This is a genomic window from Natronorubrum halobium (assembly GCF_051351675.1).
Taxonomy (GTDB): Archaea; Halobacteriota; Halobacteria; order Halobacteriales; family Natrialbaceae; genus Natronorubrum.
In genome coordinates this window covers 1436961-1461809 of sequence record NZ_CP195595.1, presented here as the reverse complement: position 1 = coordinate 1461809, position 24849 = coordinate 1436961, and the positions used below count along the sequence as shown (strand labels likewise).

The window sequence follows — 24849 nt, the reverse complement described above, 5'->3', positions numbered from 1 at the left end:
GTAGCGTTTCGATCCGCCAAAAATCGATTTCGGCGCCTTCAGTCGGCCGGTTCGTGACGTCGCTCGTCGTCCTCTCGATACGGAACTTCCTCGAGGACGTCGGCGGGTTCCGGATGCCGGTAGAGGAAGATCCCGATGGCGAGTATCCACACGATGCCCGGGATCAACGCCGTCTGGAACGACATCGAGAGTTCGGTGAAACCGGTCTGGGTCTGGACGACCCCGAAGGAGAGTGCTCCGACGCTGGCGACGCCACTCAGCCAGCCCATTCCGCTCGGCCACGACAGCCGAAGCGGTGACTCGGCAGTGGCGAAGAACGCCGCCGCGAAGAGCGCGGTCGCGACGCCGAACAGCAGCCACTTGACGCCCCACAGTCCGGCTTCGATCTGCCGAACGGCGAAGGCAGTCTCGTACAGCAGCGCCTGTTGTTCCGGTCCGGCCTCCGCCCATCGGTCGACCAGCACCCCGATAGCGACGCCGTCGACTGCGATGAAGACGGCGTACACGCCCGCGAAGACGACCGCTGCAGCGGCGCCGAGGGTCGCCCACACGCCGGCCACGCCCCGGCGAAGCCGCCACGCCAGGGCGACGATAGCGCCGCTCATCAGCAGGATTCCGAGTAGCTCCCCCAGATGGATGACCGCCCAGTTCGATTCGGCCGCGTAGTCCGCGAACGCCGCTTCCGTCTCCTGGGGCGGCGTCATGGGATGGAACACGAACTTGGAGACGGTGTAGATCACGATCCCCGCGATCGCCGCGACGGCCCCGACCTTCGAGAAGTACCGTTCAGACGGAGCCATGATCCTCCCCCGATCGGGTACCGTCTTCTTCGAGTGCCGGAATCTTCGACTCGGGATGGTGAGCGGGGCGTCGGCGGGCACTCCGTAGAAGGAATCGTGCGACGAGAACGATCCACAGGAACGCTAGTAGATTGCCCAGAAAGCCGATGCCGACCAAAAGCCCCATGCTCCCCGCGTGCCCCGTTGTTTCGCCGAACGGATCGAGCGCGAGGGCGATACCCAATACGACCGTTAGTGGACCGGCTGCGATGCCCAGCACACCCAACCAGTTCGGCGCCTCTTCGTCGATGATGAGCGCGATGCCGTAGATGAGGACCGTGAGCCCCAGTCCGAAGACGAACATGGCCAGAAGGCCGCCTTCGATCTGGCGCACGGCGTACGCGCCCGCGAACAACGACTCCTGGGACTCGGCGGGTGCCTCCGCCCAGCGATCCACCATCACTTTGAGGACGATGCCGTCGACCGCCTGAAGGGCAGCGGCCAGGGTCAGACTCGTCACTGCTCCTGCCGCTCCCAGTACTGCCCAGCCCGCGGCACGCCCGGCGCGCATCCGCCACGAAAGCACCACCAAGGCACCGAAGATGAGAACGAACCCGAGGAACTCTATCAAGTGCGCCACCACCCAGTGCTCGTGGGCGGCGTAATCGGCGAACGCCACGGTCGGATTCGAAGGGTCGCTCGTCGGGTGAAACCGATCCGAGGCCTGCCGCACAACCTGGATCGCGACGCCAAGAACGGCTGCGACGGCACCCGCTCGATACAGTTGGTTGTCGGACGACGTCGTCTCAGTCAGTACCTGTCCAGTCTCGTCCGTCGGGCTCATACTCCCTCCGGGGTGCGTGTAATTTTCACTGCGACCACAATCATCACCGCATATCATGAACGAGGGGCACCAATATAATACATATTTACTATTCTGTGGACTCATCAATCGAAGATGTGATTTTCGTTTTCACGTATTATAGAACACCCGACGACGAATTCGATCGATGGTTCTGGTCCAAGCTCGACTCGAGAATTCGATCGTGTTCGCCCGGCGAAGCCCGTTCGTCGGTGTGACACGAGCGGTTACGGATGCTTCCGTCTCCTGTTCGGTCGCGTCGACGCGTTCGAAACGACGACCGCACCGAGACCGAACAGCAGCGGCAGCCAGTACGTCGCGGCCCGGTAGAGCAGCGTCGCCGCCGCGGCTTCGACGGCAGGCACGCCGGCGGTGGCGACGAGCAGCAGAATGAACACCGCCTCGAGGGTTCCGAGGCCCCCGGGGAACGGGAGCACGTTCGTCGCGGCGCCGATCGGAACGACGAACAAAGCGAGTTCCGGCGGGATCTCGTAGCCGACCGCGTAGACGGCGAGCCAGAGCGCGAGCGAGAGACAGAGCCAGCCGGCCGTCGAGTAGCCGAGCGCGCGTTTGACGCCGCGTCGGTCGGCGGATACACGTTCGACTTCGTCGACGAATCGCTCGAGGCGCTCCCGTAACCGGTCGACCGAGACGGCCCGCACTCCGGGGACGAACGCGCTGATCCGAGCCGAGAGCCCGCCGAAGCGACGAGCGGCGACGGCGATCGCCCGTCGTCGATAGCGCCAGCTCAGCACGATAGCGCCAGCTCAGCACGATCCCGCCGACGAGGAGTCCGAAGACGGCGACGACGGCCAGCAGCGCGAGTTCGACCCGCCGACCGAGCGCCGCCGTCACGGTGACGTAGACGACGCCGATCCCGGCCAACGGGACCATCGGGGCGTAGTTCAGCAGATCGACGCTCGAGACCGTCGCGAAGCTCGTCTCGTAGTCGAGGTCGGCGTGGCGGGTCAGCAAGAACGCCGCGAGCGGTTCGCCGCCCAGATACGTCGACGGGGCGACGCTGTTCGCGAAGAGGACGGCGCCGAACATGAGTACCGCGTCGATCGGTCCGTGGTCGACGTCGAGGATGCGCAGGACGATCGAGAGCGTGTAGGTCCACGCGACGACCCAGAGGACGACCGCGGCGAGGAGGATCGCGAGCGCGGTGCCGTTCGCAGCGGTGATCGCGGCGACCGTCTCTCGAACGCCGACGGCGGAGAGGACGAGCAGGACCAGCCCGATCGCGAGGACGAAGCCGACTGCAGCGGTCGTCACGCGGACCTCCTCGGTGGCCATACGTGACACACAGCAGACGGGAACATAACACTGCGGCAGGACGAGACGGAAACACTCGAGGTCGCGACGGGCGGGCGCACAATGCCTGTTGTACGGTTTAGTGACTGACCGTTGGACCACCACTATGACCGAGCTATCGACGCCGGAGTTCGCACACGACGCAGACACTGCACTCGTCACGGGCGCGACCGGAGACGTGGGCTCGTGGGTCGTCGACCGACTCGCGGACGGGGGCACCCACGTCGTCGGCATCGACCGCGACCGTCCCGAGGGCGTCCGCGCGAACGCCGACTTTCGCGCCGTCGATCTGACCGACCAGGCCGCGACGTGGGAGACGATCCACGAGGTCGACCCCGACGCGATCGTCCACCTGGCGGCGATCTCGAGCCCACAGGAGAACCCCGCGACGCGAGTCTTCCGGAACAACGTCTCGAGTACGTACAACGTGTTTCAGGCGGCCGGCCGTACGGGGACCGACGTCGTCTGGTCGTCCTCGCAGGCGGCCTACGGCGCGCTGTTCGCGGCGGGGGCGTGGACGCCGGACTACCTCCCGATCGACGAGGATCACGAGCGGCGACCGGAAGACCCCTACGGGCTCTCGAAGGTCTGTGGCGAGGAGATCGCCCGGTCGATCGCCCGGCAGTACGGGATCTCCGTCACCACGATCCGGCCGGCGACGATCTTCTCGCCGGAGAGAGCGCGAGCGCGGCCGAACGAGGACGGGACCGACCTCTCCGCGGAGGAACCGAGCGGAAACTTCGGCTCCTACGTCGACGTGCGCGACGTCGCGCGGATGGTCGAAGCGGCGCTCGCGGCCGATCACGGCGGCCACGAGGCGTTTCACTGCGTGGCCGACGAGAACTACCTCGGGAGACCGACCGCGGAACTCCTCGAGACGGTCGGCGGCGGCCTCCCCGACGAGACCGCACTTGAGGGCAAGCAGTCCGCGCTCTCGAACGCGAAAGCCGCGGACGTGCTCGACTGGACGCCAGCACACTCCTGGCACGAACAGGACGACGGGGACGTGTCGGGGCCGACCTGGCTGTAGCGCCGCACCCGGCTACGGCGCTGGAAGTGCCGGTCGCCAGCGGGAGACGCCGTCCTCGTCGCGCGCCACCAGCACCACGCGGGGCTCGCTTTCGACGCGATACTCGGCGTAGTACAGAATCGTCAGATTCGAACGCAAACACGCCGTCAGGAGTTCGTTCGGCTCGAATCGGAACGGATTCCCCGGCCCGGGTTCGTCCGCCGGCGACTCGAGGTAGTGTTCGTACCAGAACACGCCGCCGGGTGCGAGCGCGTCGATAACGTCCGACAACCGATCGCGCGCGTCGAAGAAACTCACCGCGATCAGGTCGTAGACGCCGTTCGGAAAGCAGTAACTGTCGACGTCGGCCAGAATCCAGTTTACGGGTCCCGATAATGGCTGACCGGACTCTCGCTCGGGAGTTTGTCCCCGCTCGCGGGTTTGTTCCCGTTCGCGTGCCCGAGCCAGTTTCGCACTCGAGAGGTCGATCGCGTCGACGGTCCAGCCGCGTGCCGCGAGGGCGAGGGCGTTCCGACCGGTTCCGGTGGCGACGTCGAGGGCGCGTCCGGGCGAGAGCTCGTCGACGATCGTTCGGACGACCGGAGCGGGTTCGTCGTCCGATCGGAACGTATCGCGTCGGGCCCGCTCGTCGGCTGCGCGATCGTCGCCAGTCACTGGTGGTACTCGACGGCGCAGTCCCTTAGTTCTCGTCGGCGGTCAGCCGTTCGAGTTCGATAGCAGGGGCAGCAGCACCGTTCGAACGCACGTCCAGCGATTACGAGACGTACAGCGAGTACGCGATGATGACGAAGCCGACGAGCATGAGGAGGCTCTCGAGCAGGATGCCCGTCATCAGCGGGAGCCCGAGCAGTTCGTAGAGCAAGCCGGCGAGCACCAGCCCCAGCGTGACGAGGCCGAAGCCGCCGGCGAGCAAGCCCAGCGCGCGCTGTCGCGTCCGACGGTAGGCCTTGTACGCGAAGAACGTGATGACGCTGCCCACGAGCAGGATGAGTGTCTTGACGACTGCGAGTGCGATAGCGATCGACGTTCCTGCATCGTGGAAACTCATGTAGTTCCACGTCGAACGTTACAAACTGGAACCAAGTACCTTGCGTTCACGCGACTTCGGCCGCGTCGGTCGACTCCCGCTTGACGAAGAAGCTCGTGCAGAAACTGTTGGCCGGTAGGACTATCAGGCTCATGTTCCCTTGACGAGGTACATGTCGACACAACGGGAGTCAGCGGGATCGTTCGACGGAATGCAACCGATTCAAGGAGCGATATACGGAGGCCTCGCGTTCGTTGCGGGATACGTTCTCACGTTTGTCTTACTGACGGTCGATTCGGAGGCCAACCTCGACGGCGAGGAAGGGCTGTTCGAACTGGTCGGGATGATCTTCTACAACGCACAGTACGTGGATACGGAACTCTCCTATCCGGGGGAGACGGAATCGATCAACGTGCTGAGCGAGAACAGCACCCAGATTCCGGAACTCGGCTACACGCTCGTCCCGGTCTGCCTGTTGATCGGTGCCGGCTACCTCGTCGCCCGCGGTGCGAGCGACGCGACGACGACCGCCGAGAGCGCGGCGAAAACCGGCGTCTCGATCGTCGCCGGCTACCTTCCGCTCATCTTCCTCGGCACGATCCTGTTCGAAGAGACCGACGACTTCTTCGGTGAATCCATCTCGATCGGACCGGAGACGGGCAGCGCCATCCTGATCGCCGGACTACTCTTTCCGATCGTCCTCGGCGCGATCGGCGGCTATCTGAGCCAGCGCTGACGACGAGTCGGGACTCGAGTCACCCAGTTTCTTTTTACCGACGGCTCCGAACCGAGAGACGTGACACGATTAGTCGAACTCGAGGCGACAGGTCCGCGGAAACTGGACCCGTCCGATATCGACGGCGAGAAAGGCGACGTCGCGATCTGTCAGTGCGGCCTCTCGGAGTCGTTTCCGTTCTGCGACGGCAGCCACCGCCGGACCGAAGACGAGGAGCCGGAGACGACCTACGTCTACGAAGACGGCGAACGGAACGCGGTGGATCGGGTCGTGACGGTGGACGACGAGTAACGTCGCTGTCGTCGACTCGAGCACCGACCGAACGGCGACCGGTTATCGCTACCAGGTTTCGATTCGTCCCTCGTGAACGTCCTCGACGCAGCCCTCGCAGTCCGGATGGCCGTCCTCGTAACACGCCGGTCGGTACTTATCGTCGAGTTTTGCGGCCCGGCGCTCGGCGTAGCGCCGGCAGACGATCTTCGCTCGTCCGGCCTCGTCCGACGGCAGGCCGCGAGCGTTCTTCGCCGCCTCGTACGCCTTCCGGGCCTCCGCGAGTTGGTCGTTGGTCGACCCTCGAGTGCGTTCGTACTGCTCGCCGGCCTCCTGCAGCCGCGAACGCAAGAACTGCTCGAGTCGACGACGATCCGCCATTACCACCCCGTTGGCCCGCGAGAAACATAGACCCGTCGCCGCGCGGACCGACGTACCGCACGGTCCGGCGGAACGATCACGTCGCTCGCCGACGAAGATGCCTCCCTCGAGCGTCTCGCGAGCGACCGCGAGGGCCAATTGGACCGGAGCGATCGACGACGCGCCGAGGAGACCGTGGAGTCGGCGACGACTGATCGCAGCCTCGACGCCGTCTCTCGGTTTGGCCCGGCGGTGTTCACTTTCACTCCGGCCCCGATACTTTAAATACTATTGGGCGCGAATCGTCGTATGCCTCCCAGTGAAACCAAAGAGGAGGCGTGACACAATGAGCGACGTACGACAGCACGCGGACGACATACACGACCAGTTTTCAGACCACATCGACGTGAGCGTCGACGACGTCGAGGAGCGACTGACCACGCTCGTCGACGAGTACAAGGTACCCATCGACGAGGCACGCCGGAGCGTCACCAACCACTACCTCGAGGAGGCCGGCCTCGAGCGCGAGGACATCTCGCGGGGCGGCAGCGAGGCCGCCAACGTCGAGGACGTCGACGAACCCGAGCAGTGGATCGACCTCACCGCGAAAGTCATCGAACTCTGGGACCCTCGGAGCGACTCCGTCGCGCAGGTCGGCCTGCTGGGCGACCCGACGGGCACGATCAAGTTCACCAAGTGGGCCAAATCGGAGCTGCCCGCGCTCGAGGAGGGCGGCGTCTACGAACTCCGTAACGTCGTCACCGACGAGTACCAGGGCCGGTACTCGGTCAAACTCAACTCGACGACGGTGATCGAAGAACTCGACGAGGAGCTCGAAGTCGGCGACGACACGAGCGAGATCGAGGGCGCACTCGTGGACATGCAAAGCGGCAGCGGCCTCATCAAGCGCTGCCCGAAAGACGACTGCACGCGCGTCCTCCAGAACGGCCGCTGTAACGAACACGGCGAGGTCGAAGGCGAGTTCGACCTTCGAATCAAGGCGGTCGTCGACGACGGCATCGACGCCCACGAGGTCATCTTCGACAAGGAAGCCACCGAGGACCTGACCGGACTCAGCTTAGAGGAGGCCAAGGAGATGGCGATGGACGCCCTGGACACGACCATCGTCGCCGACGAGATCATGGACGATATCGTCGGCACCTACTACCGCATCGAGGGGCCGACGTTCGGCCGCTACGTGCTGGCCGACGACGTCGAGGAGCTCGACGGGCCGGCCGATCCGGAACAGCTGCTGATCAAAGCGAGGTCGATGTAACATGAGCCAGGCAGAACTCACCCGCGAAGTCGCCCGCCGCGTCTTCGCCTCCGAATTCAACGACTCGACGTATTCCTTCAAAGAGAGCGACGACGAGCGCGCACCCAACTACGCGCTCCTCCCGACCGGTGACCGCGCGAATCGCGTGTTCATCGTCGGCACCCTCACCGAGACCGAGGACGTCGGCGACGACAGCGAGTACTGGCGCGGTCGGGTCGTCGATCCGACCGGGACGTTCTTCGTCTACGCCGGCCAGTACCAGCCCGAGGCCGCCGCCGTGCTGCGGGACACCGAGCCGCCGGCGTACGTCGCCATCGTCGGCAAACCGCGAACCTACGAGACCGACGACGGCACCGTCAACGTCTCCGTCCGACCCGAATCCATCGCGATCGTCGACGACGCCACCCGCGACCGCTGGGTCGTCGAAACCGCCGAACGGACCCTCGATCGCATCGAGTCGTTCGAGGAGTGGGAAGCCGAGCAGGAGGCACCCGAAAGCGGCTCGACGGCACCAACCAACGAGTACGCCCAGATGGCGCGCGAGCGATACGACTCGCCCGTCGTCAACTACCGCAACGACGTGATCCAGGCGCTCGAGGGACTCGAGGGGCTGGAAGAGGACGACGAAGCCGAAGCACCGGCCTGAGACGGTCGATCGACGCCGTTTCGTTCTTTTTCGTAACCGATCGAGCGACCCAGCAGCTACAGTTGCCGGCACAGCCGTTACCGTGCGGGAGCGCGTACTCCGTGATCGATGTCAGACACGGACGGCAGTGACGACGACCGCGCCCGGCTCGTGGGAACGAACCACGTCGCCCTCGAGGTCGGCGACGTCGACGAGGCGCTCGACTTCTACCGCTCGCTGTTCGCGTTCGACCTCCGGAGCCGAAGCGACACGAAGGCCTTCCTCGACATGGGCGACCAGTTCGTCGCGCTCGCCGAAACCGATACAGCCGGCGAAACGACCGACGACGCGCGCCACTTCGGTCTCGTCGTCGACGACGCGGATCGCGTCGAACGGCGACTCGATGAGTGCGATATCGACCGCCTCGACGTGCCGGGACTCGAGTTCCGCGACCCGTGGGGTAACCGCGTCCAGATCGTCGACTACGAGGAGATTCAGTTCACGAAGGCGGGCCACGTCCTGGAGGGAATGGGACTCGGTGACCTCGAGAAGACCGACGGCGCGCTCGAGGAACTCTCGGAGAAAGGGTTAGCCCCGGATTCGACGTAGCTCGTTACGACTCGAGGACGTCCTCGAACAACTCAGCGATCGCGTCGAACTCGTCGTCGGTGACCTCGTGACCCGTCTCGGGATAGCGCCTCTCGTCGACCGTCGCGTCCGCTCGATCGAAGAGGCGGACCGTCTCGGCGACGTGATCGGGATCGACGTGTGGATCGTCCTCGCCGTAGCCGATCAGGACCGGCGTTCCCTCGAGCACGCCGTCGATTTCGCTCGATTCGAGGTCGTCGAGCGAGCCGGGAAGCGTACTCGAGAGGGTGACGAGGCCGCCGTAGCGAGCCGGATTCCGGCGGACGAACTCCGCGGCGACGCAAGCGCCCTGCGAGAAGCCACCGATAACGGTCCGCTCGGGTGGAACACCGATCGAGGAGGCTTGCTCGAGCGCGGCAGCCACGCAGTCGACGCTCGAGGAGAGCCACGGCTCGTTCTCCGCTCGCGGTGCGTTTGCCGGTCTCGGATACCAGCGGCTTCGGTCGGCCTGCGGTGCCAGCACGGCGAGTCCGTGGCGATAGGTCGGCTCGAAGAGGTTGACGACGCCCTGGGCCGTCGCACCGCGGCCGTGACAGACGACGAACGCAGCCTTGGCTGCCAGTGCAGGTGCACCGGCCGTGAGCAGCGGCTGGCCGGCGTGGGGTCCCGAAACGGACCCCATCGAACGGGCGTCGTCGGTCATCGCTGGCGGTCAGCCCCCGCTGGTACCGTCAGTTCCGGAAGTTGGCTCTCGATCAGGTCGCGGTCGTCTTCGAACCGATCCGGCAGATACAGCGACTCGCCGGGCCGCCCCGTCTCGCCGCTCGCGGCGACGCCGTCGGTCTCGGTCGCCAACTCGAAGAGGACACCGCCCGGTTCGCGGACGTACAGCGAGTGGAAGAAGTGACGGTCCTTGACCCGCGAGACGTCGTAGTCGCGCTCGGCGAAGAGGTCGTGCCACTCGTAGAGGTCGTCCTCGCCGTCGACTCGGACCGCGACGTGGTGGAGGGTTCCGGGGCCCTCGCGGCCGAAAGGGGCCTCGCGGTCGAGGATATCGATCGCCGTCGCTCGGGTTCCAGAAGCGCGGTACCGAATCCGGTTCTCGTATTCCGCCTCGTGTTCGAAGCCGAGCGTCTCGAGCGTGCTCGCCGTCGAGTAGGGATTGACCGACAGGAGCGAGACGCCGTGGATCCCGTGGACGGCACTGTCTTCGGAAACGGGTCCCGCCGTCCACGGTACGATATTGTCGTCGGTGTCGACGACCGGTCCGGCCACGAACTCGAGTTGCGTCCCGACCGGGTCTTCGAATCGCAGAACGCGCTCGTCAAATCGCTCGAGCGGACCCTCGACCGCGATATCGCGGCTCCCGAGTCGCGCCTGCCAGTACTCGATGGCGTCCGCCGGGACGACGAACGAGACCGACGCGACCTGCGGTCTGCCGATCCGGCCCGGATCGGCGTGGGGGTCCGGAAACTGCGTCAGGACCGTGCCCGGCGAACCGGCCGCGTCGCCGAAGTAGAGGTGGTGTTGCAGGATGTCCTCGTAGTTCACGGTCTGCGTGACGAGTCGCAGACCGAGGACGCCCGCGTAGAAGTCGATCGCCTCCTGGGCGTCCCCGACGATCCCCGTCACGTGGTGGAGTCCCGGCGTGTCGGTGAGCATAGGTGGAGTTGGAGCCGGAGTCGGATAGCCCGTCCGGTCGCTACGGGCCCGCAGACGCGGAACACGGACCACCTCGTCTGACGAACCGTTAAGTATCAGGACCGACGAATGGATGGCAATGGGCAACAAGAACAAGACGATCTCGTTTCGCGTAAACGAGGACGCGTTCGCGGCGCTCCAGGATATCGCCGAGGAACGCGACATCTCGTTGTCCGCGGTCTTCCGGGACTACGTCGACCTGCTCGTCGAACACGACGGGCAAGTCGCGGTCATTCCCGAGGACGAACTCGAGGCACGAGGTGCGACCGGCACCGACGGAGACGACGGCAATCGAACGTTCCCGCCGAGCGTCGAAGTCCCGAAGAGTTTCATCCGCGAACACGAACGGCTCGAACTCGAGGCCGACCACCTCCGGGAACAGCTCGACGAGTACAAAGGCTACGTCAACGAACTGCAGGATCGGCTCGAGGACGAGGAGGACGAAGTGCTGTTGCTCGACGAACTGGACGAGGAGGACGAGTCCTACCAGTTGCGGTAGGGTACTGACACAGCAGGATTCATCTTCTATATACGGTGGCGCGCGCTGGCTGCGAGGCGCATCTGCAGGAAGCGCCTCGAGAGCGAATAGCGCGGAACCGACGGTTCCGCGAATCATCCGACTAGTGCGGGACCGAAGGTCCCGCATACCATGCGAACGGCGGCTTTGCCGCCGTGAGCAGACGGGCCGTCAGCCCGCGAGTAGAGGGTCACGTAAGCAGGATACGAGAGATCGAATGTACGATATGAAAGAAGCCAGTTCCGTCGTACCGACTACTGACGGCCGCTTCACCGACAACAACGACTAGCGGGTGAGATTCTGCTTCTCCCGTCGAATCTCGTCGTACTTTTCGTCCGCACCGTCGACCTGCGCGAGCCCCTCGGCCGCCTCGAGCGTCCGAACTCCGTTGTCGAGAAACGAGAGGACGTCGCCGGGATAGGCGTACACCATGTAGTCGTCGGTCATCACGTCGACGATGGCGTCCGGGCCCAGCCCCTGCGCGCGCAACTCGAGGAGGTACTGGATGAACTTCCGCTCCGGACAGCCGCAGTAGGGGTTGTTGTCACAGCCGCAGTCGAGGAAGTCCTCCGTGAAATCGAGGACGCGATCACGGGTCGCGTCGTCGAGTTTTTCGAGGCCCTGTCCCTGGAAGAGCATGTCCAGCGTCGCGCCCTTGAACGCGCCCTTCGGGATGTTCGTCTCGAGTTGGGAGCTGAGCTGGCGGTGATTCTTGACGTAGATTTTGTCGGTGATAGCCACGCGTTGGCGGTGCTAGGGCCTGTGTGCCGAAAAACGTCCCGGTCGTCACCCGCGGGTGTGGAGTCCGTCCGTCTCGCGGGGAGTGCGTCTCGAAATCCCGCGGTACGGAGTCGCACGGGTGCGTACTCGAGTCGTAACGTATTTCAGTCCAACCGCTCGTAAATCAATCTGCAAGCGTGTCCGGGTTGGGGTAGTGGTTATCCTTCAGCCTTGTGGAGGCTGAGACGCGGGTTCGATTCTCGCACCCGGACTTTTTCGCGACGAACGAAGTGAGGAGCGGAAAAGCCGGAAGGCGAGATCGAACCACGCGAGACGAACGCCAGTGAGTCTCGCAGTCGGGTTCGATTCTCGCACCCGGACGAGTTCGAATCGAGTATCCTCCACGCCGCCGATTATTCCATCGCCGCCTCGAGAAACCCACTCAACCGCTCCACGAAGTACTCCGGACGCGCTTCCGGAATCCAGTGACCGGCCCGCTCGATCACCTCGCCCTCGACGTCGGTCGCAACGGTGTCCTTGTCGTAGCCTCACGCGGCGTCTCCGAGTCGCCCATCCCGCGCAGATCCGGCGCGATGACGGTGTAGTCGGCCACGAGCGCGGGGATGACCTCGCGCCACTCGTACCACGTCTGGGGCCAGCCGTGGCACAGGACTAGCGGCGGCCCCTCGCCGGCGGTCACGTAGTGGAGTTTGACGCCGTTGACGCGCGCCAGTCCGTGCTCGAGGTCGTCGAACTCGCCGATATCGGCCGTGGTTCCAATGCGTCACTCGTTCGCACACAATCAGTTCACTCTTCGGTTAGTGACGACTGGACTGCACGATGCGGTGCCACTCGAGCGACGGTCGCGGGACCGAGAAGCCAATACCCACCCGCGCGTACGATCGGTCGATGCCCGAAACGGACGGTCCCTTCGACTGTGACACCTGCGACGCCACGGTGGCGTTCGAGGACGCCCGCCGCACGAAGACGATGGGTGGTCTGGACGCGACGAAGTGGCAAACGCTGTGTTGCCCGAACTGCGGCTCGCGGCTGCAGACGGTCTACGTCGGAGGCTGACCTGCCCTTTCCGCGATCTCGAGTATCCGACCGCGATCGTGTCCCCGTACGCAGGCTCACTCGTTTAACAATCCCGTTCCGTAGTGAGCGGTATGGCTGACGCTCGACTCGATGGAACGCTGGACGCGACGCAGCGAAACGCGACGCTGGCCTGGCTCGTTACGATCGTTCTCACGTCCCTCGCAGTCGCACACGGACTCTCCGGATCCTATCGCTGGTTCGCGTTCACCGGATTTGCGGTCCTGATCGTCGTACTGCCGGCGGCGTCGTTTCGGGACCCGCACGTGATGCCGCCGTGGGAACTGCTGGTTCTCGTCGTGCTCCCCGCCGCCGATGCGACGATACTCGGTGAGTCTCCGCTGACGACGATCGCCGTCTACGTCGCCGTCGCGGCGATCGCGCTCGTCGCCACCGTCGAGATCGACCGATTCACGGCGGTCCGGATGAACCACGCGTTCGCGATCGGACTGGTCGTGCTCACGACGCTCGCCGTCGCCGGCTCGTGGAACGTCGCGCAGTGGGCTGTCGACGCCCTCCTCGGGACCGAGTACATCCTCGACGGCCGGTCACAGGACGCGGCCAACCACGCGTTGATGGTCGACTTCGCCTACGCGGCGTTCGCCGGCCTGTTCGCGGGCGTCCTCTTCGGCCGGTACTTCGGGACGTACGCCGAGAGCACCTCCGATCGAACGCCTACGCCCCGTGAAACCTCGCCCGACGACGAACCGGATCCGGTTCCGACCCTGATCCGCGATCGGCTGGATGCACCCGAACGAACTGTGAGGGTGCTCTCGCGGGCGATGCAGGTGGCCCTCGCCGTGATCTTGCTGTACGGCTTCGTCTCGCGAGATCTGACGACGGTCGTCAACGCCGCGATCGCGCTCTCGATCACGTTCCTCCCCGCCGTTTTAGAGCGCGACCGTCGACTCCCCCTCGAGCCAGGACTCGTCTTCTGGCTCACGGCGGCCGTCTTCCTCCACGCACTCGGATCAGCCGGGTTGTACGGGATGATCGGCTCGTGGGATAGCCTGACGCACACGGTCTCGGCGTCGATCGTCGCCGCAGCGGGGTACGCGGTCGTCAGAGCGATCGACCTGCACACCGACGAGATCTACTTCCCGCCGCGGATGCTGTTCGCGTTCATTCTCGTGTTCGTGCTGGCCTTCGGCGTCCTCTGGGAACTCATGGAGTTCGCGATCGACTGGAGTGCGGGAGAACTCGGTCTCCAAGCGGTCGTCGCCCAGCACGGCATCGACGACACGATCGTGGATCTCGTCTACGACGTCGTCGGCGCCCTCGTCGCCGCGATCTGGGGGTCGTTCTACCTCACCGACCTCTCCGAGCGGATCGCGACCCAGTTCGAGGGGTAAGCGCTACGTATCGCGGATCACTCCGACGCCTCGGTCAGTCGCTGGACCTCGTCGTCGGAAAGCGACAGCTGCGAGGCGGCGACGTTCGACTCGAGGTGGTCGGGATCCGACGTGCCCGGAATCGGGAGGATCACGTCGGAGCGCTCGAGCAGCCAGGCCAGTCCGACCTGCCGCCGCGTCGAGTCGTGTTCGTCACCGATCTCGTCGAGCAGGTCGCCGTGTTCGTCGAGGTCGTCGCCGTCGATCGGCGCCCACGGGATGAAGCCGATGTCGTTCTCCTCGCAGACCTCGAGCACGTCGGCGTTCGAGCGGTCGTCCAGATTGAACCGGTTCTGGACCGTCGCGACGTCGACGTGTTCGCGGGCGGTCTCGAGTTGCTCGACGGAGACGTTGCTGACGCCGACCTGGTCGACGAGTCCCTCGTCCTGCAGTTCGGTGAACGTCTGGACGGAGTCCTCGTAGGGCGTGTCTGAGTCGGGACGGTGGAACTGGTAGAGATCGATCGTGTCGGTTCGCAGCCGATCGAGCGAGGTGAGTACCTGATTGCGGATGTAATCCGGCTCCCCGTGGGCGAGCCACTCGCCCTCGCGATTGCGCAGGAGGCCGGCTTTCGTCGCGACCAACACGTCGTCCGGATCGCCGAGCGTCTCGCCGATGAGGCGTTCGCTGACGCCGGGTCCGTAGGAGTCCGCCGTGTCGACGAAGTCGACGCCACAGTCGACCGCTCGCTCGAGGACCTCGCGTGCCGTCTCCTCGTCCTCCGGCGGGCCGATGATCTCCTCGCCACAGAGGCGCATCGCACCGAACCCGAGCCGGTGGATAGTCGTGTCACCAATCTCGAACGTGTCGCTCTCGTTGGTGGTCGTCTCGCTGCTCACGGACGGAGCAACAGGAACGAGACGGATAACCGTTCGCCGTTCAGTTGCCACGACCGCGACCGCCTCCTCGTGGGACCGTGGGAGTTCAGTCGTCGCCCTCGGTGCTGTTTTCGGTCGGGCTGTTCGAGTCGCCGCTCTCGGTGCTGTTCTCGGTCGGGCTGCTCGAACCGTCGTTCTCAGTGCTGTTCTCCGACGAACCGCTCGAGTCGTCGTTCTCGGTCGTCTCGCTCGGGAACACGCGCACGCTGCCGAGGTTCACCGGTCCGTGATCGGTCTCGATCGCCAGTGCGACTTCGGTCTCCTCGTCTACCGTCGGCGCCCGGTACGTCAGTTCGAAACTCCCGCCGCCCGACGTCGCCTCGTAACTCGTCGAGTCGACCGTGGCACCGGTTTCGTCGACTAACGACGCTTCGCCCGGGATCGATTCGGACCCGTCCGTGTGAGCCAGTACGATGTAGGTGAACTCGGTTCCCGATTCCATACTGGGCGTCATGTCGATTACTTCGAACTCGACGGTTCCAGTTACTCGTGACTCGTCGCCTTCGTCTTCCGCACGCTCATCGTCCTCCTGTTGCTCGTCCTCGTCGTCTCGACTCTCGTCTCCATCCTGCTCCGAGTTCTCCTCATCGTCTTGGTCTTGGCTCTCGTCTCCGTCCTGCGCCGAATCATCCTCGTCGTCTTGGTCCTGGCTCTCGTCACCATCCTGCTCTGAATCATCCTCGTCGTCTTGCTCTGAATCGCCCGCGTCCTGATCCTCGCCGTCCGTGGAATCCGTACCGTCGTCTTCACTCGGCCCGTCTTCCTCGTCATCGGCCGAATCGTCGACGTCGCTCGTACCGGTGTCGCCCGTATCCGTGTCGTCCTCGTCTCCGGACCCAGGTCCGTCCGTCTCCAAACTATCGAGACAGCCGCCCAAGAGAGCCGTTGCCGATGTTACCGCTCCGAGAGCCGTTCCCGCCAGATAGTTTCTTCGTCGCATAACTCTATCACTACCGATGGACTCCAAAAAATACACTAAAGAAATCGTGGTAATGAATCGTGGTATTATGAAGGTGTAGCGGAACGACACGATGGACTATCGCCACGAGCGAGGGAATGGCAGGGGCGCGATGCGTTCAATCCCGCGAAGACGGGTCGTTCGCTCGAGGACGCAATCGACGACGCGAGGCGCTGCGGGAGTGACTATATGCCCCTCGAACGAAACGGCACGGTATGGCACGAATCAGCTACGTCGACCCGGAGGATCTGCCGGCCGAGAAACGGGACCTGCTCGATACCCTCTCCGACACCGACGTGAACGACGCGGACCGCGGCCACTCGCTGACGGGCGGCACCCTGAACGTCTACCGAACGCTCGGGCAGAACGTCGCGTTGCTCGAGGGATTCCGCACGTACGGCTCCGTCGTCTGGAACAACAGCGGACTCTCGCCGCACGAACGGGAGATCGTCATCCTCGCAACGTCCTACTACGCGGACACGGCTTACGAGTGGCATCAGCACGTTCGCGTCGCCCTCGACGAAGGGGTGGAGCCAGACCAGATCCTCGCCATCTCGCGCGAGGAACCCGACCGCCTCGAGTCCGAGCACGCGGCCCTCGTCGCGTACGTGGAACGATTCGTCGACGGGAACGTGGACGACGACACCCACGAGCGACTGGCCGCCCACTACGACGAAGACGTGATCCTCGGCGTCGGGATGCTCTCGGGCTGCTATCTCGGACTGGCACGAGTGTTGCAGGGGCTGCAGGTGGATCTCGAGGACGAGTTCGTGGGGTGGGACCTCGAGAATCTGTGAGTCGGATCGCTCGGTACCCGTGTTCCGGTCGGCTCCGCCCGGACTGAAACTGGGCCGGTTCGGTTCTATAGCATCCGAACGATCGACTCCTCATCTCATCGAAACCGTCGCTAGGTTCCGAATGTCTTCTCGTAGTTGCAGGTGTGCTCGAGAAGACTGCCGCCTCCCGGATTTGAACCACGCGAACACGGTCGCTCGCTTCGCTCGCGCTGCGTGTTCTCTAGTTCAAATCCGCTCGGATCGCACACTCGCGGCTCACGAAGTTGTTCGCCGCGAGAAGTGCCGCCTCCCGGATTTGAACTTCCGAAAGACTCGCTTCCGCTCGTCTTTCGACTTCCCGCTCGCTGCGCTCGCGGGAACGGGGACAGCTCGATCTTCAGTCGAGTCCAGTAACTTCTCGAGTGAGAATCGCGTAAAATCGGGATGCCGCCTCCCGGATTTGAACCGGGGACAGCTCGATCTTCAGTCGAGTGCTCTCCCAGTCTGAGCTAAGGCGGCTCACTCACACATCCGTCGATGGTATAAAAAAGGATTTCGAATCGCAGTTGCCGTTCGTGTGAGTGCCACCCATGCGACGGTCTCGAGTTCGCAATTCCCGGTAGGAACACATATCGAACAGTAACACAGAGAATACGGTCACGTTTATGACTCGCTGATCCACGTCTGTTGGATTTCGGGATATTCAAGACACCCTTTTCCGGTCTGGCGAGTAATATCGTGTTATGGAAGCACTTACCTCGAGTGAGGAGGATCAAGAACTCTCTGCGGACACCATCCTCGAGTTGCTTGCCAACCGTCGACGCCGCTACCTCCTCTACGCGCTGCGCGGCCAGGAGGGGCCGATCGAACTGTCGACGCTGGCCGAGCAGGTGGCCGGCTGGGAGCACGACGTTCCGCCGGACGAAGTCGCCAAGAACGAGTACAAGAGCGTCTACGTCTCGTCGGTGCAGTGCCACGTCCCGAAACTGGCCGACGCCGGCGTCGTGGACCACGACGACGACAACCACACCGTCGTCCTCTCGGAGAATTTTACCCAGCTCGAGCCATACCTCCGCGTCGTCGTCAAGGACGAACCGGAGAACTCGACGCTCCACGCGGCCCTCACGCAAGAGTCCGGAGACGGGCTGCTGGGCCAGATCCGGGAGAACGTCGCTCGACTCAAGCACTAAGGCGTCGCGTACCGCCGCGAAACGACGACCCCGACAGTTCCGCTCGAGGGCACGACGATCTCGCTTCTGACGCGCGACGGGAGTTTTGGCGTAAGTTGAACCAGCCCGGACGCTGTGGTACGGTCGATGCGAGTAGCCGGGGTCGATTCCTGTAAATCGAAAGCGTCCGGTGCGAACGTAGCCTCGAGTTACCTCCCGAGCGCGGACCGATCGACGTCAGTAATACCCAGTTCTCGACGTTGGGTGGCAGTTAATGGCCAGGTGTGGTGGAAAAGGGTGAGTCGGGTGAGACTCGCTGTGACCGAATCGTACGAATCGACAAGAGTCGGGTTACCGGTATCGGATGTCGTTCGCACGTTCCGGAACGTGTTCCATACCCGAATGTCACGGACCCATTACTGACGTCGGAGAGCCGCATCGACTCGAGAAATGGCTCGAGACGCCAGTGTGTGGGAGCTACTCGAACGTGCAGTCTCGACGAGACGGTCGGAGGGACCGCGCGAGTTGTACCGCCGAAGCGTTCCGGTGTACAGGCGACGCCGGGATCGACTCTGCCGACGGCTGCTGGCTCGAGCGGGTGGTATTCGGGCCGGGCGGACGTATCTCCGAGCGCGGCGCCGACTGAAACCCGAATCGATCACGGATGCGGACCCCTTCGTCCGGCTGTGGATCGACCCGGCGCGAATCGATCGGCAGGTCCGCACGGCGTCGAAACGTTGGGGGCGAGTCGAGAGCGGCGACTGGGACCGAGACGCGATCCCGTTCGAAGAGACGACCGCCTACGGAAGCGTCGACGCACACTTCCGGCGCGACGTTCCCTGGCGAGAGACCGCCGAATTCGAACAGTATCGCGAGCGGCTCGAAGCCGGAGAGCAGCCGAAAGGCTGTGGGACCGAGGCCGAACTCGAGGCGCGGTTCGAGGAACTCGATACGATCTACGAGCGGATCGCGACCGACGGCTACCGGTCACAGCCGGAACTCTGGGCCGAACGACCCGACTACCAGCGAGACGTCTTCTACAAGTGGGATCGGACCCTCGATCCGCGACTCGACGAGATTACGGTGAGCATCGGGCGAGACGGATCGATCTTCCACGGCGACCGCGGGGATCACCGACTGGCTATCGCCAAACTGCTCGACCTCGAGGAGATACCGGTACTGGTCCGGTGTCGGCACGCGCGCTGGCAGTCGATTCGCGACGAACTCTCGGCTGCGACGCGGCGGTCGGAACTGACCGATCGGACACGCGCACGCCTCGAGCATCCGGACCTGCGCGACCTGCACGGGTTCGATCCCTCGAGCGACGCGGGCGTGATATCGGTACCGAACAGCTGAGCCACTCGCGATCCGTTCTTCCAGCCGTCCGTTCACGAGTCAGTTATCGACGATTACCGACGGTACATCGACCGGTATCGGTCGCGTGTTCGCCGTTCAGTCGCGCTTAACTAACCCGCATCGTCGCGTCGTGACGGGTAGGGATCATGCTCGAGAATCGAGACGACGACGCGTTCAGACCCGCACCCGCCGACGCGGAATGGGATCCGCAGTCGATGGCCGGTGTCGTCGGCGTGCGAATCGCGACGACGGAGGACGATCAGCCGTCGTCCGCGGAGTGGATCTGGTCCTCACAGTGGCTGGACCTCGTCGCCAAACGCTAGTCGTCCCTCGAGTAGCACCCTCGGTCGAGGGGGGGACTCGAGGGACGCTCGAGTACTCACGGCGAGCGGTCTCGACGAGAGTCTGTTTTCGGAGATGGATCGTGCGAATCTCGACGACAGTGTGTGAGCGGTGAACGTGTCCACTCAGTCGTCGATCTCGACCAGATCGCGGAGGTCGGGATGGTCGGGTACCGTCCCGGTCCGGGCGCAGTGATCTCGGTGTGCCATCCACGCCCGATGGCGGACGAGGACGCCGACGGGGATCGACTCGAGGCCGAGCAGTTTCGCGATGGCCAGTCGATGACGGCCGTTGACGAACAGGAGGTCGCCGTCACGGCCGACGTCGACGAGTACCTCTTCGGTGACGCCGAGCAGGGAGCCGTAGCCGAGTTCTCGCTGGGACAGGTAGCCGTCGCGTTCGATCCGCTCGTAGAGCGCATCGATCGCCGCACACCGATCCAGAATGTCCTCGCGCGAGGTCAGACTCCGCCAGGACGGCACGCCGTCGTCGGCCAGTTCGAGACAGCGCTCGACGAACGGCGTCTCGGTCCAGTCGACGCCGTCCTCGAAGTGTGCACGCATCGACTCGAAGAAGACGCTCTCGGTGAACCGGTCCGCCCGATACAGTTCGTATCGCTCCCGGTAGTCGTCGTCGACGATCTTCACGTCGTCGGTGCGGTCCCAGTCGCCGTCGCGTACGGTGCCGAGCTGTGTCGCCTTCTGGTGGTAGGGCGGATAGGGACGGCCGGTAAACGATCGAACGTCGTCCGGATCGACCGTCAGCGTCGCGAACGGATCCGGCGGGTGTTCGAACGGGGCGAAGTCGTCGGCGACCGTTCGACGAATGTACGCGTTTTTGACCGGCGACGGAACGTCGAACGGCAAATCGGCGTAGACGCGCTCGAGGGTCCGAACCGGCAGCGACGACCGATCGGGCAGAGACATACAGCGGGAAATTCCGCGGCGGCGCAAAAGATGACGGAATCGTTCACGGTCCATAGCCGGATACTACCATCGAGCGTGAACACTCTCCGCTCGGATAACGTTCCCATAACAATACCGTCCGGAGCAGTCGTACGAATCGAACTCATGTCTACCGAGGATCTCACGCGTCGCGAGAAGCTCCGGGGGTTGTTCCTCATTGCGACCTATCGGCCGGCACTAACCGTCTTCCTCATCCTCTTTAGCGGGATCGTCGCCGTACTCGAGGGAGTCGGGGTGAGCTTCATCATCCCGATCATCGAGATGGCGCAGGGATCGGGCGAAGCCGCAGCGGACAACGAACTCGTCACCGTCTTTCTCACCGCGTTCGAGTTCGTCGGGATACCGTTTACGCTGGGATACATCGTCCTGACCGTCAGCGCGGTCATCACCGTTCGGTATCTCGCGTCGTTCGCCGTCGGCTGGATGCGCGTCTGGTTGCGGACCCACTACGTTCGCGACCTCCAGTCGCAGGCCTTCCGGAGCGCGCTCGACGCTCGCGTCGCGTACTTCGATAAGGAGGGGTCCGACGACGTCCTCAACGCGATCGTGACGCAGGCGGAGTACGCCGGGAAGGTGATCCGGGACTTCGTTCGCTTCTTCGAACAGGTGCTCCTGATCGGGATGTACCTCGCCATCGCCTTTTACATCTCGCCGCTCATGACGGTCGTCGCCGGGGTCGCGATCGTCGGCCTGACCTTCCTGGTCCGATACGTGCTCGAGGGCGGCTACGACGTCGGCGATCAGGTGGCCGACGCGAACGAGGGGATCCAACAGAGCGTCCAGACGGGAACCCAGGGGATCCGCGACGTGAAACTCATCGGGAAGCACGACGAGCTCTACGACACGTTCTCCACGCACCTCGAGCGGTTCACCGACTCGTCGATCAAACTCGGCCGCAACGAGGCCGCGATCGGCTGTGCGTACAACCTCGGGATCGCCGTCATGGTGTTCGGCCTGATCTACGTCTCCATCACGTTCGCGGATATGTCCCTGGGCGCGCTGGCCGCGTTCCTGTTCATCATGTTCCAGCTCGGACCGCGCGTCAGCAACGCGAACGAGTACTTCTACAAGGTCGAGGGACGACTCCCGCACCTCGTCCGAACGCAGCAGTTCATCGAGGAACTCGAGGCGAACCGGGATCACGAGGGCGGCGACCGACCGGTTCCGGAGACGCCGACGCCGCTGGCGTTCGAGGACGTCTCGTTCTCCTACGAACCCGACGAGCAGGTGTTAGACGACCTCTCCTTCCGCATCGACGAGGGCGAGTTCGTCGCGTTCGTCGGCCAGTCCGGCGAGGGAAAGTCGACGATCGCCGCGCTGGTCGCTCGCCTCTACGAACCCGACAGCGGCGAGATCACCGCCAACGGCGACCCGATCGACGAGTTCGACACCGACGAGTGGCGCTCGCGACTCGCGTTCGTGCGGCAAGATCCGTACATCTTCAACACGACGCTTCTCGAGAACGTCACCGCCGGGAACGCCGAGGCCTCCAGGGACGAGGTCGAAGACGCCTGCGAGATCGCCCAGGTCACCGAGTTCCTCGACGAACTGCCCGAGGGCTACGACACCGAACTCGGCGACGACGGGGTTCGCCTCTCCGGCGGCCAGCGCCAGCGCGTCGCCCTCGCTCGCGCCCTGCTCGAGGACGCCGACATCCTGGTGCTGGACGAAGCGACGAGCGACCTCGACGCGAACATCGAACGACGCGTCCAGGACGGCATCGAATCGATGTCCCAGGAGTACACGATCCTCGCCATCGCCCACCGGCTCTCGACCGTTCGGGACGCGGACCGGATCTACGCGCTCGAGGGCGGTACCATCGCCGAACGCGGTGAGCACGGGCAGTTGCTCGAGATGGACGGCGCGTACGCGGAACTGTACGCGACGCAGTGAGGACGGGACTCGAGGACCGCGAGTTGCGGACACTCGAGGCGGAGGTTGTCGATTCGTCTCGAATTACTTCGGACAGTAGGATTGTTTTCGGAGAGCTATCGCGACGGGTAGCGGAAGACAGGTCGAGATTCTCGGTAGTGGATCGATGGTAAGCCTCCAACGGCACGTACAGACGAAGACGTTACCGAAACGACTATCCTATCCCTCTGATAGTCGTCAGGGACGACGTGCAGAATACAGTTTCGCGGTGATTTCCTATGACACGACACGATAACTGCACCTACGAGAACCGATTCAAGACGCTCGCCGTCGGGGCAGCTGAGAACGCGACGCACCCCGACAAGGGCGGAACGAGCGACGTCATCCCGCCGTTACACCTTTCGACTACCTTCGAGTGGGCCAGTGCGGACGGTGGCAACGAATACGCCTACTCGCGCGAAGGCAACCCGACGCGGGCGGCCCTCGAGGAGCAGTTAGCGCGTCTCGAAGGCGGAAAACACGGGCTGGCGTTCGCCTCGGGGATGGCAGCTATCTCGACGACGATGCTGTCGCTGGTCCCGCCGGGAGGCCATCTCGTCTCCTCGGACTCCATCTATAGCGGGACCGAAACGCTGCTCACAGAGTTAGTCGCCGGTTATCTCGGCGTCGACGTCGAGTTCGTCGACGCTCGCGAGCCCGAAAACGTCGCCGCGGCAGTCGATTCGGAAACCGACTTGATCTGGGCGGAGACACCGACGAACCCGCTGATCCGTCTGTGTGATATCCGCTCGATAGCCGACGTCGCCAACGACCACGGCGTCCCGTTCGGGGTCGACAGCACCTTCGCGAGTCCGTACTTCCAAGCTCCGCTCGAGCTGGGTGCCGACATTGCCGTCCACAGCACCACCAAGTACCTCAACGGGCACTCCGACTCAACCGGTGGTGCCGTCGTCACCGACGACGATGAGATCTTCGAGAAGCTGGCGTTTTCTCAACGAACCGGGCTCGGGAACATGCTCTCGCCGTTCGACTGCTACCTCGTCGCGCGAGGCATCAAGACGCTACCGGCACGGATGGAACACCACGAGGAGAATGCGATGGCAGTCGCTCGCCTCCTTGAGGCCCACGACCGAGTCGCCCGCGTCCACTATCCGGGCCTCGAGAGCCACCCACAACACGACCTCGCGGTCGAACAGATGTCGGGGTACAGCGGGATGCTTTCCTTCGAATTCGACGGCTCGCTCACCGAAATCGAGGCGTTCATCGAAGGGCTTAGGATATTCACCCCAGGGGCCAGTCTGGGTGGCGTTGAGAGCCTCGTCGAGGTGCCGTCGTTGATGATTCCCGACGAGATCAGTCACGGATCGGCCACCGCGGACGTTCCCGAGAATTTGGTCCGAATGTCGGTCGGCATCGAAGACGTCGACGACCTCTGCGAGGACCTCCAGTCGGCGCTGCCGTAGGCCGTGTTTCCGTTTCCAAACGAAAGAGTGTAGATTATTCGAGCGGCTCGATGACGTCTCCTGAGCGAATCGTTCCATCTTCGAGAATGTCAGCCCGGAGCCCTCCTCGGTGAGTGAGTGCCTGCAATACGCCGTCCTGAGTGATGCGCTGAAGGTGGTTACACGGTTCACACAGTCGATCCCCTCGACAGATGGCATCACCGACTCGGAATCGTTGTCCAACGAGATGATTGAGTGCGACATCACGGGTTTCGATGTTTCGCCGGTGTTCTCCCGGTGCGAGTTCGATTCCCGCTTCCCGTTCGATCGCTGTAACAGCCTCCTGCTCGATCAACGTGAGGTCGTACCCATCGTGGCGTTCCTCATCTGCCTCCCATTCGACGAAGGTTCCCGTTTCGATCTCGCTAAAATAGCGATCTCCTCGAAGCCCCTTCCCGGCGACCGCTTCAACATCGGTCTGTTCTTCCATCTCCGCTTCGGCTTCAGGTGCGATAACAATCCGTTCGACAGTGCCATTTCCGGTCATGCGTGCTATGCTGTTTGACAGAAGTATAAACGCCCGGGTGTAGGTATTGTTGGCCAGGTGACTCAGCGATATGTTCGCCTACAGAGTGAGCGCGTGTTCCACCCGAAACACTGGTGGTGAGTGAGACAGCGGGCGAGTTTTCGACGAGGCTCGAGCGGGTTCGAACCCGCCACTCGCGACATATTTCTGCCGCTCACGACTTGTTCGCGGCAGAAATATGGGCTCGGGCGGGTTCGAACCAACGGTAAGGAAC

28 protein-coding genes, 2 tRNA genes and 2 pseudogenes are annotated in these 24849 nt (G+C 63.8%); 16 read left to right on the top strand and 16 right to left on the bottom strand.

From position 1 onward, the window contains the following. Positions 1-38: 38 nt before the first annotated feature. From ACSFC7_RS07180 to ACSFC7_RS07165, 4 genes and pseudogenes are all read right to left on the bottom strand, one after another. The gene (locus ACSFC7_RS07180; RefSeq protein ID WP_436347038.1) at positions 39-800 is read right to left on the bottom strand and encodes a hypothetical protein; all 762 of its coding nucleotides are present in this window, start codon (positions 798-800) and stop codon (positions 39-41) included. Next, positions 787-1623, bottom strand: coding sequence for a hypothetical protein (locus ACSFC7_RS07175; protein WP_436347037.1), 837 nt, complete (start codon positions 1621-1623; stop codon positions 787-789). The genes ACSFC7_RS07180 and ACSFC7_RS07175 overlap by 14 nt, the downstream gene beginning before the upstream one ends. A gap of 245 nt (positions 1624-1868) precedes the next feature. Beyond that, entirely contained in the window at positions 1869-2396 is a 528-nt protein-coding gene (locus ACSFC7_RS07170) for a lysylphosphatidylglycerol synthase transmembrane domain-containing protein (RefSeq protein ID WP_436347036.1), read from the bottom strand. A 91-nt stretch (positions 2397-2487) separates the two neighbouring features. Further along, positions 2488-2937, bottom strand: a pseudogene (locus ACSFC7_RS07165) (lysylphosphatidylglycerol synthase domain-containing protein); the annotation flags it as partial. 124 nt (positions 2938-3061) lie between these two features. Here ACSFC7_RS07165 and ACSFC7_RS07160 point away from each other — a divergent pair. Then, positions 3062-3985, top strand: coding sequence for an NAD-dependent epimerase/dehydratase family protein (locus tag ACSFC7_RS07160; protein WP_436347035.1), 924 nt, complete (start codon positions 3062-3064; stop codon positions 3983-3985). 12 nt (positions 3986-3997) lie between these two features. On the opposite strand, the gene ACSFC7_RS07155 is transcribed toward ACSFC7_RS07160, so the two are convergent. Both ACSFC7_RS07155 and ACSFC7_RS07150 read right to left on the bottom strand, forming a co-directional pair. Continuing rightward, positions 3998-4639 carry a class I SAM-dependent methyltransferase gene (locus ACSFC7_RS07155; protein ID WP_436347034.1) on the bottom strand — a complete coding sequence of 214 codons (642 nt, stop codon included), beginning with the start codon at positions 4637-4639 and terminating at the stop codon, positions 3998-4000. Between the two features lie 100 nt (positions 4640-4739). Next, positions 4740-5033 (bottom strand): DUF7521 family protein, encoded by a 294-nt coding sequence (locus ACSFC7_RS07150; RefSeq protein ID WP_436347033.1) that lies wholly within the window; start codon positions 5031-5033, stop codon positions 4740-4742. A gap of 151 nt (positions 5034-5184) precedes the next feature. Here ACSFC7_RS07150 and ACSFC7_RS07145 point away from each other — a divergent pair, with 151 nt between their 5' ends. Then, complete coding sequence (locus ACSFC7_RS07145) at positions 5185-5748, top strand: hypothetical protein (RefSeq protein ID WP_436347032.1); 564 nt, start codon at positions 5185-5187, stop codon at positions 5746-5748. A 60-nt stretch (positions 5749-5808) separates the two neighbouring features. Then, on the top strand, positions 5809-6039 hold the full coding sequence (locus ACSFC7_RS07140; protein ID WP_436347031.1) for a CDGSH iron-sulfur domain-containing protein: 231 nt from the start codon (positions 5809-5811) through the stop codon (positions 6037-6039). Positions 6040-6087: 48 nt separating this feature from the next. On the opposite strand, the gene ACSFC7_RS07135 is transcribed toward ACSFC7_RS07140, so the two are convergent. Then, positions 6088-6399: a DUF7091 family protein gene (locus ACSFC7_RS07135; RefSeq protein ID WP_436347030.1), complete on the bottom strand. Its 312-nt coding sequence runs from the start codon at positions 6397-6399 to the stop codon at positions 6088-6090. A gap of 325 nt (positions 6400-6724) precedes the next feature. On the opposite strand from ACSFC7_RS07135, the gene ACSFC7_RS07130 reads away from it, so the two are divergent. From ACSFC7_RS07130 to ACSFC7_RS07120, 3 genes are all read left to right on the top strand, one after another. After that, complete coding sequence (locus ACSFC7_RS07130) at positions 6725-7654, top strand: replication factor A (protein WP_436347029.1); 930 nt, start codon at positions 6725-6727, stop codon at positions 7652-7654. A gap of 1 nt (position 7655) precedes the next feature. After that, positions 7656-8300 (top strand): RPA family protein, encoded by a 645-nt coding sequence (locus ACSFC7_RS07125; RefSeq protein ID WP_436347028.1) that lies wholly within the window; start codon positions 7656-7658, stop codon positions 8298-8300. A gap of 108 nt (positions 8301-8408) precedes the next feature. Then, entirely contained in the window at positions 8409-8888 is a 480-nt protein-coding gene (locus ACSFC7_RS07120; RefSeq protein WP_436347027.1) for a VOC family protein, read from the top strand. Positions 8889-8892: 4 nt separating this feature from the next. On the opposite strand, the gene ACSFC7_RS07115 is transcribed toward ACSFC7_RS07120, so the two are convergent. Next, on the bottom strand, positions 8893-9570 hold the full coding sequence (locus ACSFC7_RS07115) for an alpha/beta hydrolase (protein WP_436347026.1): 678 nt from the start codon (positions 9568-9570) through the stop codon (positions 8893-8895). Further along, positions 9567-10529, bottom strand: coding sequence for a VOC family protein (locus tag ACSFC7_RS07110; RefSeq protein ID WP_436347025.1), 963 nt, complete (start codon positions 10527-10529; stop codon positions 9567-9569). Before ACSFC7_RS07110 ends, ACSFC7_RS07115 begins: the two co-directional genes overlap by 4 nt. A gap of 118 nt (positions 10530-10647) precedes the next feature. On the opposite strand from ACSFC7_RS07110, the gene ACSFC7_RS07105 reads away from it, so the two are divergent. Next, positions 10648-11067, top strand: a complete 420-nt coding sequence (locus ACSFC7_RS07105; RefSeq protein WP_436347024.1) for a CopG family transcriptional regulator — start codon at positions 10648-10650, stop codon at positions 11065-11067. A gap of 303 nt (positions 11068-11370) precedes the next feature. Here ACSFC7_RS07105 and ACSFC7_RS07100 read toward each other — a convergent pair whose 3' ends face one another. Beyond that, positions 11371-11826, bottom strand: coding sequence for a DUF5814 domain-containing protein (locus ACSFC7_RS07100; protein WP_436347023.1), 456 nt, complete (start codon positions 11824-11826; stop codon positions 11371-11373). A 179-nt stretch (positions 11827-12005) separates the two neighbouring features. Here ACSFC7_RS07100 and ACSFC7_RS07095 point away from each other — a divergent pair. Beyond that, a tRNA-His gene (locus ACSFC7_RS07095) sits at positions 12006-12077 on the top strand. A 216-nt stretch (positions 12078-12293) separates the two neighbouring features. Here the strand turns inward: ACSFC7_RS07095 and ACSFC7_RS07090 are convergent. Continuing rightward, a pseudogene (locus tag ACSFC7_RS07090) lies at positions 12294-12586 on the bottom strand (alpha/beta fold hydrolase); the annotation flags it as partial. Positions 12587-12714: 128 nt separating this feature from the next. On the opposite strand from ACSFC7_RS07090, the gene ACSFC7_RS07085 reads away from it, so the two are divergent. Together ACSFC7_RS07085 and ACSFC7_RS07080 are read left to right on the top strand one after the other, a co-directional pair. Then, complete coding sequence (locus ACSFC7_RS07085) at positions 12715-12882, top strand: hypothetical protein (RefSeq protein ID WP_436347022.1); 168 nt, start codon at positions 12715-12717, stop codon at positions 12880-12882. Between the two features lie 92 nt (positions 12883-12974). Next, positions 12975-14252, top strand: coding sequence for a hypothetical protein (locus tag ACSFC7_RS07080; protein WP_436347021.1), 1278 nt, complete (start codon positions 12975-12977; stop codon positions 14250-14252). Between the two features lie 17 nt (positions 14253-14269). On the opposite strand, the gene ACSFC7_RS07075 is transcribed toward ACSFC7_RS07080, so the two are convergent. Together ACSFC7_RS07075 and ACSFC7_RS07070 are read right to left on the bottom strand one after the other, a co-directional pair. Further along, the gene (locus ACSFC7_RS07075; protein ID WP_436347020.1) at positions 14270-15130 is read right to left on the bottom strand and encodes an aldo/keto reductase; all 861 of its coding nucleotides are present in this window, start codon (positions 15128-15130) and stop codon (positions 14270-14272) included. An 85-nt stretch (positions 15131-15215) separates the two neighbouring features. Further along, on the bottom strand, positions 15216-16025 hold the full coding sequence (locus ACSFC7_RS07070; protein WP_436347019.1) for a hypothetical protein: 810 nt from the start codon (positions 16023-16025) through the stop codon (positions 15216-15218). A gap of 317 nt (positions 16026-16342) precedes the next feature. On the opposite strand from ACSFC7_RS07070, the gene ACSFC7_RS07065 reads away from it, so the two are divergent. After that, positions 16343-16924 (top strand): carboxymuconolactone decarboxylase family protein, encoded by a 582-nt coding sequence (locus tag ACSFC7_RS07065; protein ID WP_436347018.1) that lies wholly within the window; start codon positions 16343-16345, stop codon positions 16922-16924. A 424-nt stretch (positions 16925-17348) separates the two neighbouring features. Here ACSFC7_RS07065 and ACSFC7_RS07060 read toward each other — a convergent pair. Further along, a tRNA-Phe gene (locus ACSFC7_RS07060) sits at positions 17349-17422 on the bottom strand. A 224-nt stretch (positions 17423-17646) separates the two neighbouring features. Between ACSFC7_RS07060 and ACSFC7_RS07055 the strand changes: the two genes are divergently transcribed. The 3 genes from ACSFC7_RS07055 (at position 17647) to ACSFC7_RS07045 (ending at position 19751) form a co-directional block, all read left to right on the top strand. Beyond that, positions 17647-18093, top strand: a complete 447-nt coding sequence (locus ACSFC7_RS07055) for a DUF7344 domain-containing protein (protein WP_436347017.1) — start codon at positions 17647-17649, stop codon at positions 18091-18093. A gap of 525 nt (positions 18094-18618) precedes the next feature. Then, positions 18619-19428 carry a hypothetical protein gene (locus ACSFC7_RS07050; RefSeq protein WP_436347016.1) on the top strand — a complete coding sequence of 270 codons (810 nt, stop codon included), beginning with the start codon at positions 18619-18621 and terminating at the stop codon, positions 19426-19428. A 146-nt stretch (positions 19429-19574) separates the two neighbouring features. After that, entirely contained in the window at positions 19575-19751 is a 177-nt protein-coding gene (locus ACSFC7_RS07045; RefSeq protein ID WP_436347015.1) for a hypothetical protein, read from the top strand. A gap of 144 nt (positions 19752-19895) precedes the next feature. On the opposite strand, the gene ACSFC7_RS07040 is transcribed toward ACSFC7_RS07045, so the two are convergent. Next, positions 19896-20696, bottom strand: a complete 801-nt coding sequence (locus ACSFC7_RS07040) for a hypothetical protein (RefSeq protein ID WP_436347014.1) — start codon at positions 20694-20696, stop codon at positions 19896-19898. Between the two features lie 144 nt (positions 20697-20840). Between ACSFC7_RS07040 and ACSFC7_RS07035 the strand changes: the two genes are divergently transcribed. Both ACSFC7_RS07035 and ACSFC7_RS07030 read left to right on the top strand, forming a co-directional pair. Beyond that, complete coding sequence (locus ACSFC7_RS07035; RefSeq protein WP_436347013.1) at positions 20841-22628, top strand: ABC transporter ATP-binding protein; 1788 nt, start codon at positions 20841-20843, stop codon at positions 22626-22628. 257 nt (positions 22629-22885) lie between these two features. Further along, the gene (locus ACSFC7_RS07030; protein ID WP_436347012.1) at positions 22886-24070 is read left to right on the top strand and encodes a trans-sulfuration enzyme family protein; all 1185 of its coding nucleotides are present in this window, start codon (positions 22886-22888) and stop codon (positions 24068-24070) included. A 34-nt stretch (positions 24071-24104) separates the two neighbouring features. On the opposite strand, the gene ACSFC7_RS07025 is transcribed toward ACSFC7_RS07030, so the two are convergent. Further along, positions 24105-24596: an MOSC domain-containing protein gene (locus ACSFC7_RS07025; RefSeq protein ID WP_436347011.1), complete on the bottom strand. Its 492-nt coding sequence runs from the start codon at positions 24594-24596 to the stop codon at positions 24105-24107. Between the last annotated feature and the right edge of the window lie 253 nt (positions 24597-24849).

What these genes read in the sequence shown, in the direction of transcription:
- ACSFC7_RS07105 (WP_436347024.1), top strand. Translation starts at nt 10,648, where the DNA reads ATGGGCAACAAGAACAAGACGATCTCGTTTCGCGTAAACGAGGACGCG.
- ACSFC7_RS07150 (WP_436347033.1), bottom strand. Translation starts at nt 5,033, where the DNA reads ATGAGTTTCCACGATGCAGGAACGTCGATCGCTATCGCACTCGCAGTC.
- ACSFC7_RS07040 (WP_436347014.1), bottom strand. Translation starts at nt 20,696, where the DNA reads ATGTCTCTGCCCGATCGGTCGTCGCTGCCGGTTCGGACCCTCGAGCGC.
- ACSFC7_RS07130 (WP_436347029.1), top strand. Translation starts at nt 6,725, where the DNA reads ATGAGCGACGTACGACAGCACGCGGACGACATACACGACCAGTTTTCA.
- ACSFC7_RS07080 (WP_436347021.1), top strand. Translation starts at nt 12,975, where the DNA reads ATGGCTGACGCTCGACTCGATGGAACGCTGGACGCGACGCAGCGAAAC.
- ACSFC7_RS07125 (WP_436347028.1), top strand. Translation starts at nt 7,656, where the DNA reads ATGAGCCAGGCAGAACTCACCCGCGAAGTCGCCCGCCGCGTCTTCGCC.
- ACSFC7_RS07030 (WP_436347012.1), top strand. Translation starts at nt 22,886, where the DNA reads ATGACACGACACGATAACTGCACCTACGAGAACCGATTCAAGACGCTC.
- ACSFC7_RS07025 (WP_436347011.1), bottom strand. Translation starts at nt 24,596, where the DNA reads ATGACCGGAAATGGCACTGTCGAACGGATTGTTATCGCACCTGAAGCC.
- ACSFC7_RS07160 (WP_436347035.1), top strand. Translation starts at nt 3,062, where the DNA reads ATGACCGAGCTATCGACGCCGGAGTTCGCACACGACGCAGACACTGCA.
- ACSFC7_RS07115 (WP_436347026.1), bottom strand. Translation starts at nt 9,570, where the DNA reads ATGACCGACGACGCCCGTTCGATGGGGTCCGTTTCGGGACCCCACGCC.
- ACSFC7_RS07085 (WP_436347022.1), top strand. Translation starts at nt 12,715, where the DNA reads ATGCCCGAAACGGACGGTCCCTTCGACTGTGACACCTGCGACGCCACG.
- ACSFC7_RS07135 (WP_436347030.1), bottom strand. Translation starts at nt 6,399, where the DNA reads ATGGCGGATCGTCGTCGACTCGAGCAGTTCTTGCGTTCGCGGCTGCAG.
- ACSFC7_RS07035 (WP_436347013.1), top strand. Translation starts at nt 20,841, where the DNA reads ATGTCTACCGAGGATCTCACGCGTCGCGAGAAGCTCCGGGGGTTGTTC.
- ACSFC7_RS07055 (WP_436347017.1), top strand. Translation starts at nt 17,647, where the DNA reads ATGGAAGCACTTACCTCGAGTGAGGAGGATCAAGAACTCTCTGCGGAC.
- ACSFC7_RS07145 (WP_436347032.1), top strand. Translation starts at nt 5,185, where the DNA reads ATGTCGACACAACGGGAGTCAGCGGGATCGTTCGACGGAATGCAACCG.
- ACSFC7_RS07045 (WP_436347015.1), top strand. Translation starts at nt 19,575, where the DNA reads ATGCTCGAGAATCGAGACGACGACGCGTTCAGACCCGCACCCGCCGAC.
- ACSFC7_RS07065 (WP_436347018.1), top strand. Translation starts at nt 16,343, where the DNA reads ATGGCACGAATCAGCTACGTCGACCCGGAGGATCTGCCGGCCGAGAAA.
- ACSFC7_RS07110 (WP_436347025.1), bottom strand. Translation starts at nt 10,529, where the DNA reads ATGCTCACCGACACGCCGGGACTCCACCACGTGACGGGGATCGTCGGG.
- ACSFC7_RS07120 (WP_436347027.1), top strand. Translation starts at nt 8,409, where the DNA reads ATGTCAGACACGGACGGCAGTGACGACGACCGCGCCCGGCTCGTGGGA.
- ACSFC7_RS07180 (WP_436347038.1), bottom strand. Translation starts at nt 800, where the DNA reads ATGGCTCCGTCTGAACGGTACTTCTCGAAGGTCGGGGCCGTCGCGGCG.
- ACSFC7_RS07175 (WP_436347037.1), bottom strand. Translation starts at nt 1,623, where the DNA reads ATGAGCCCGACGGACGAGACTGGACAGGTACTGACTGAGACGACGTCG.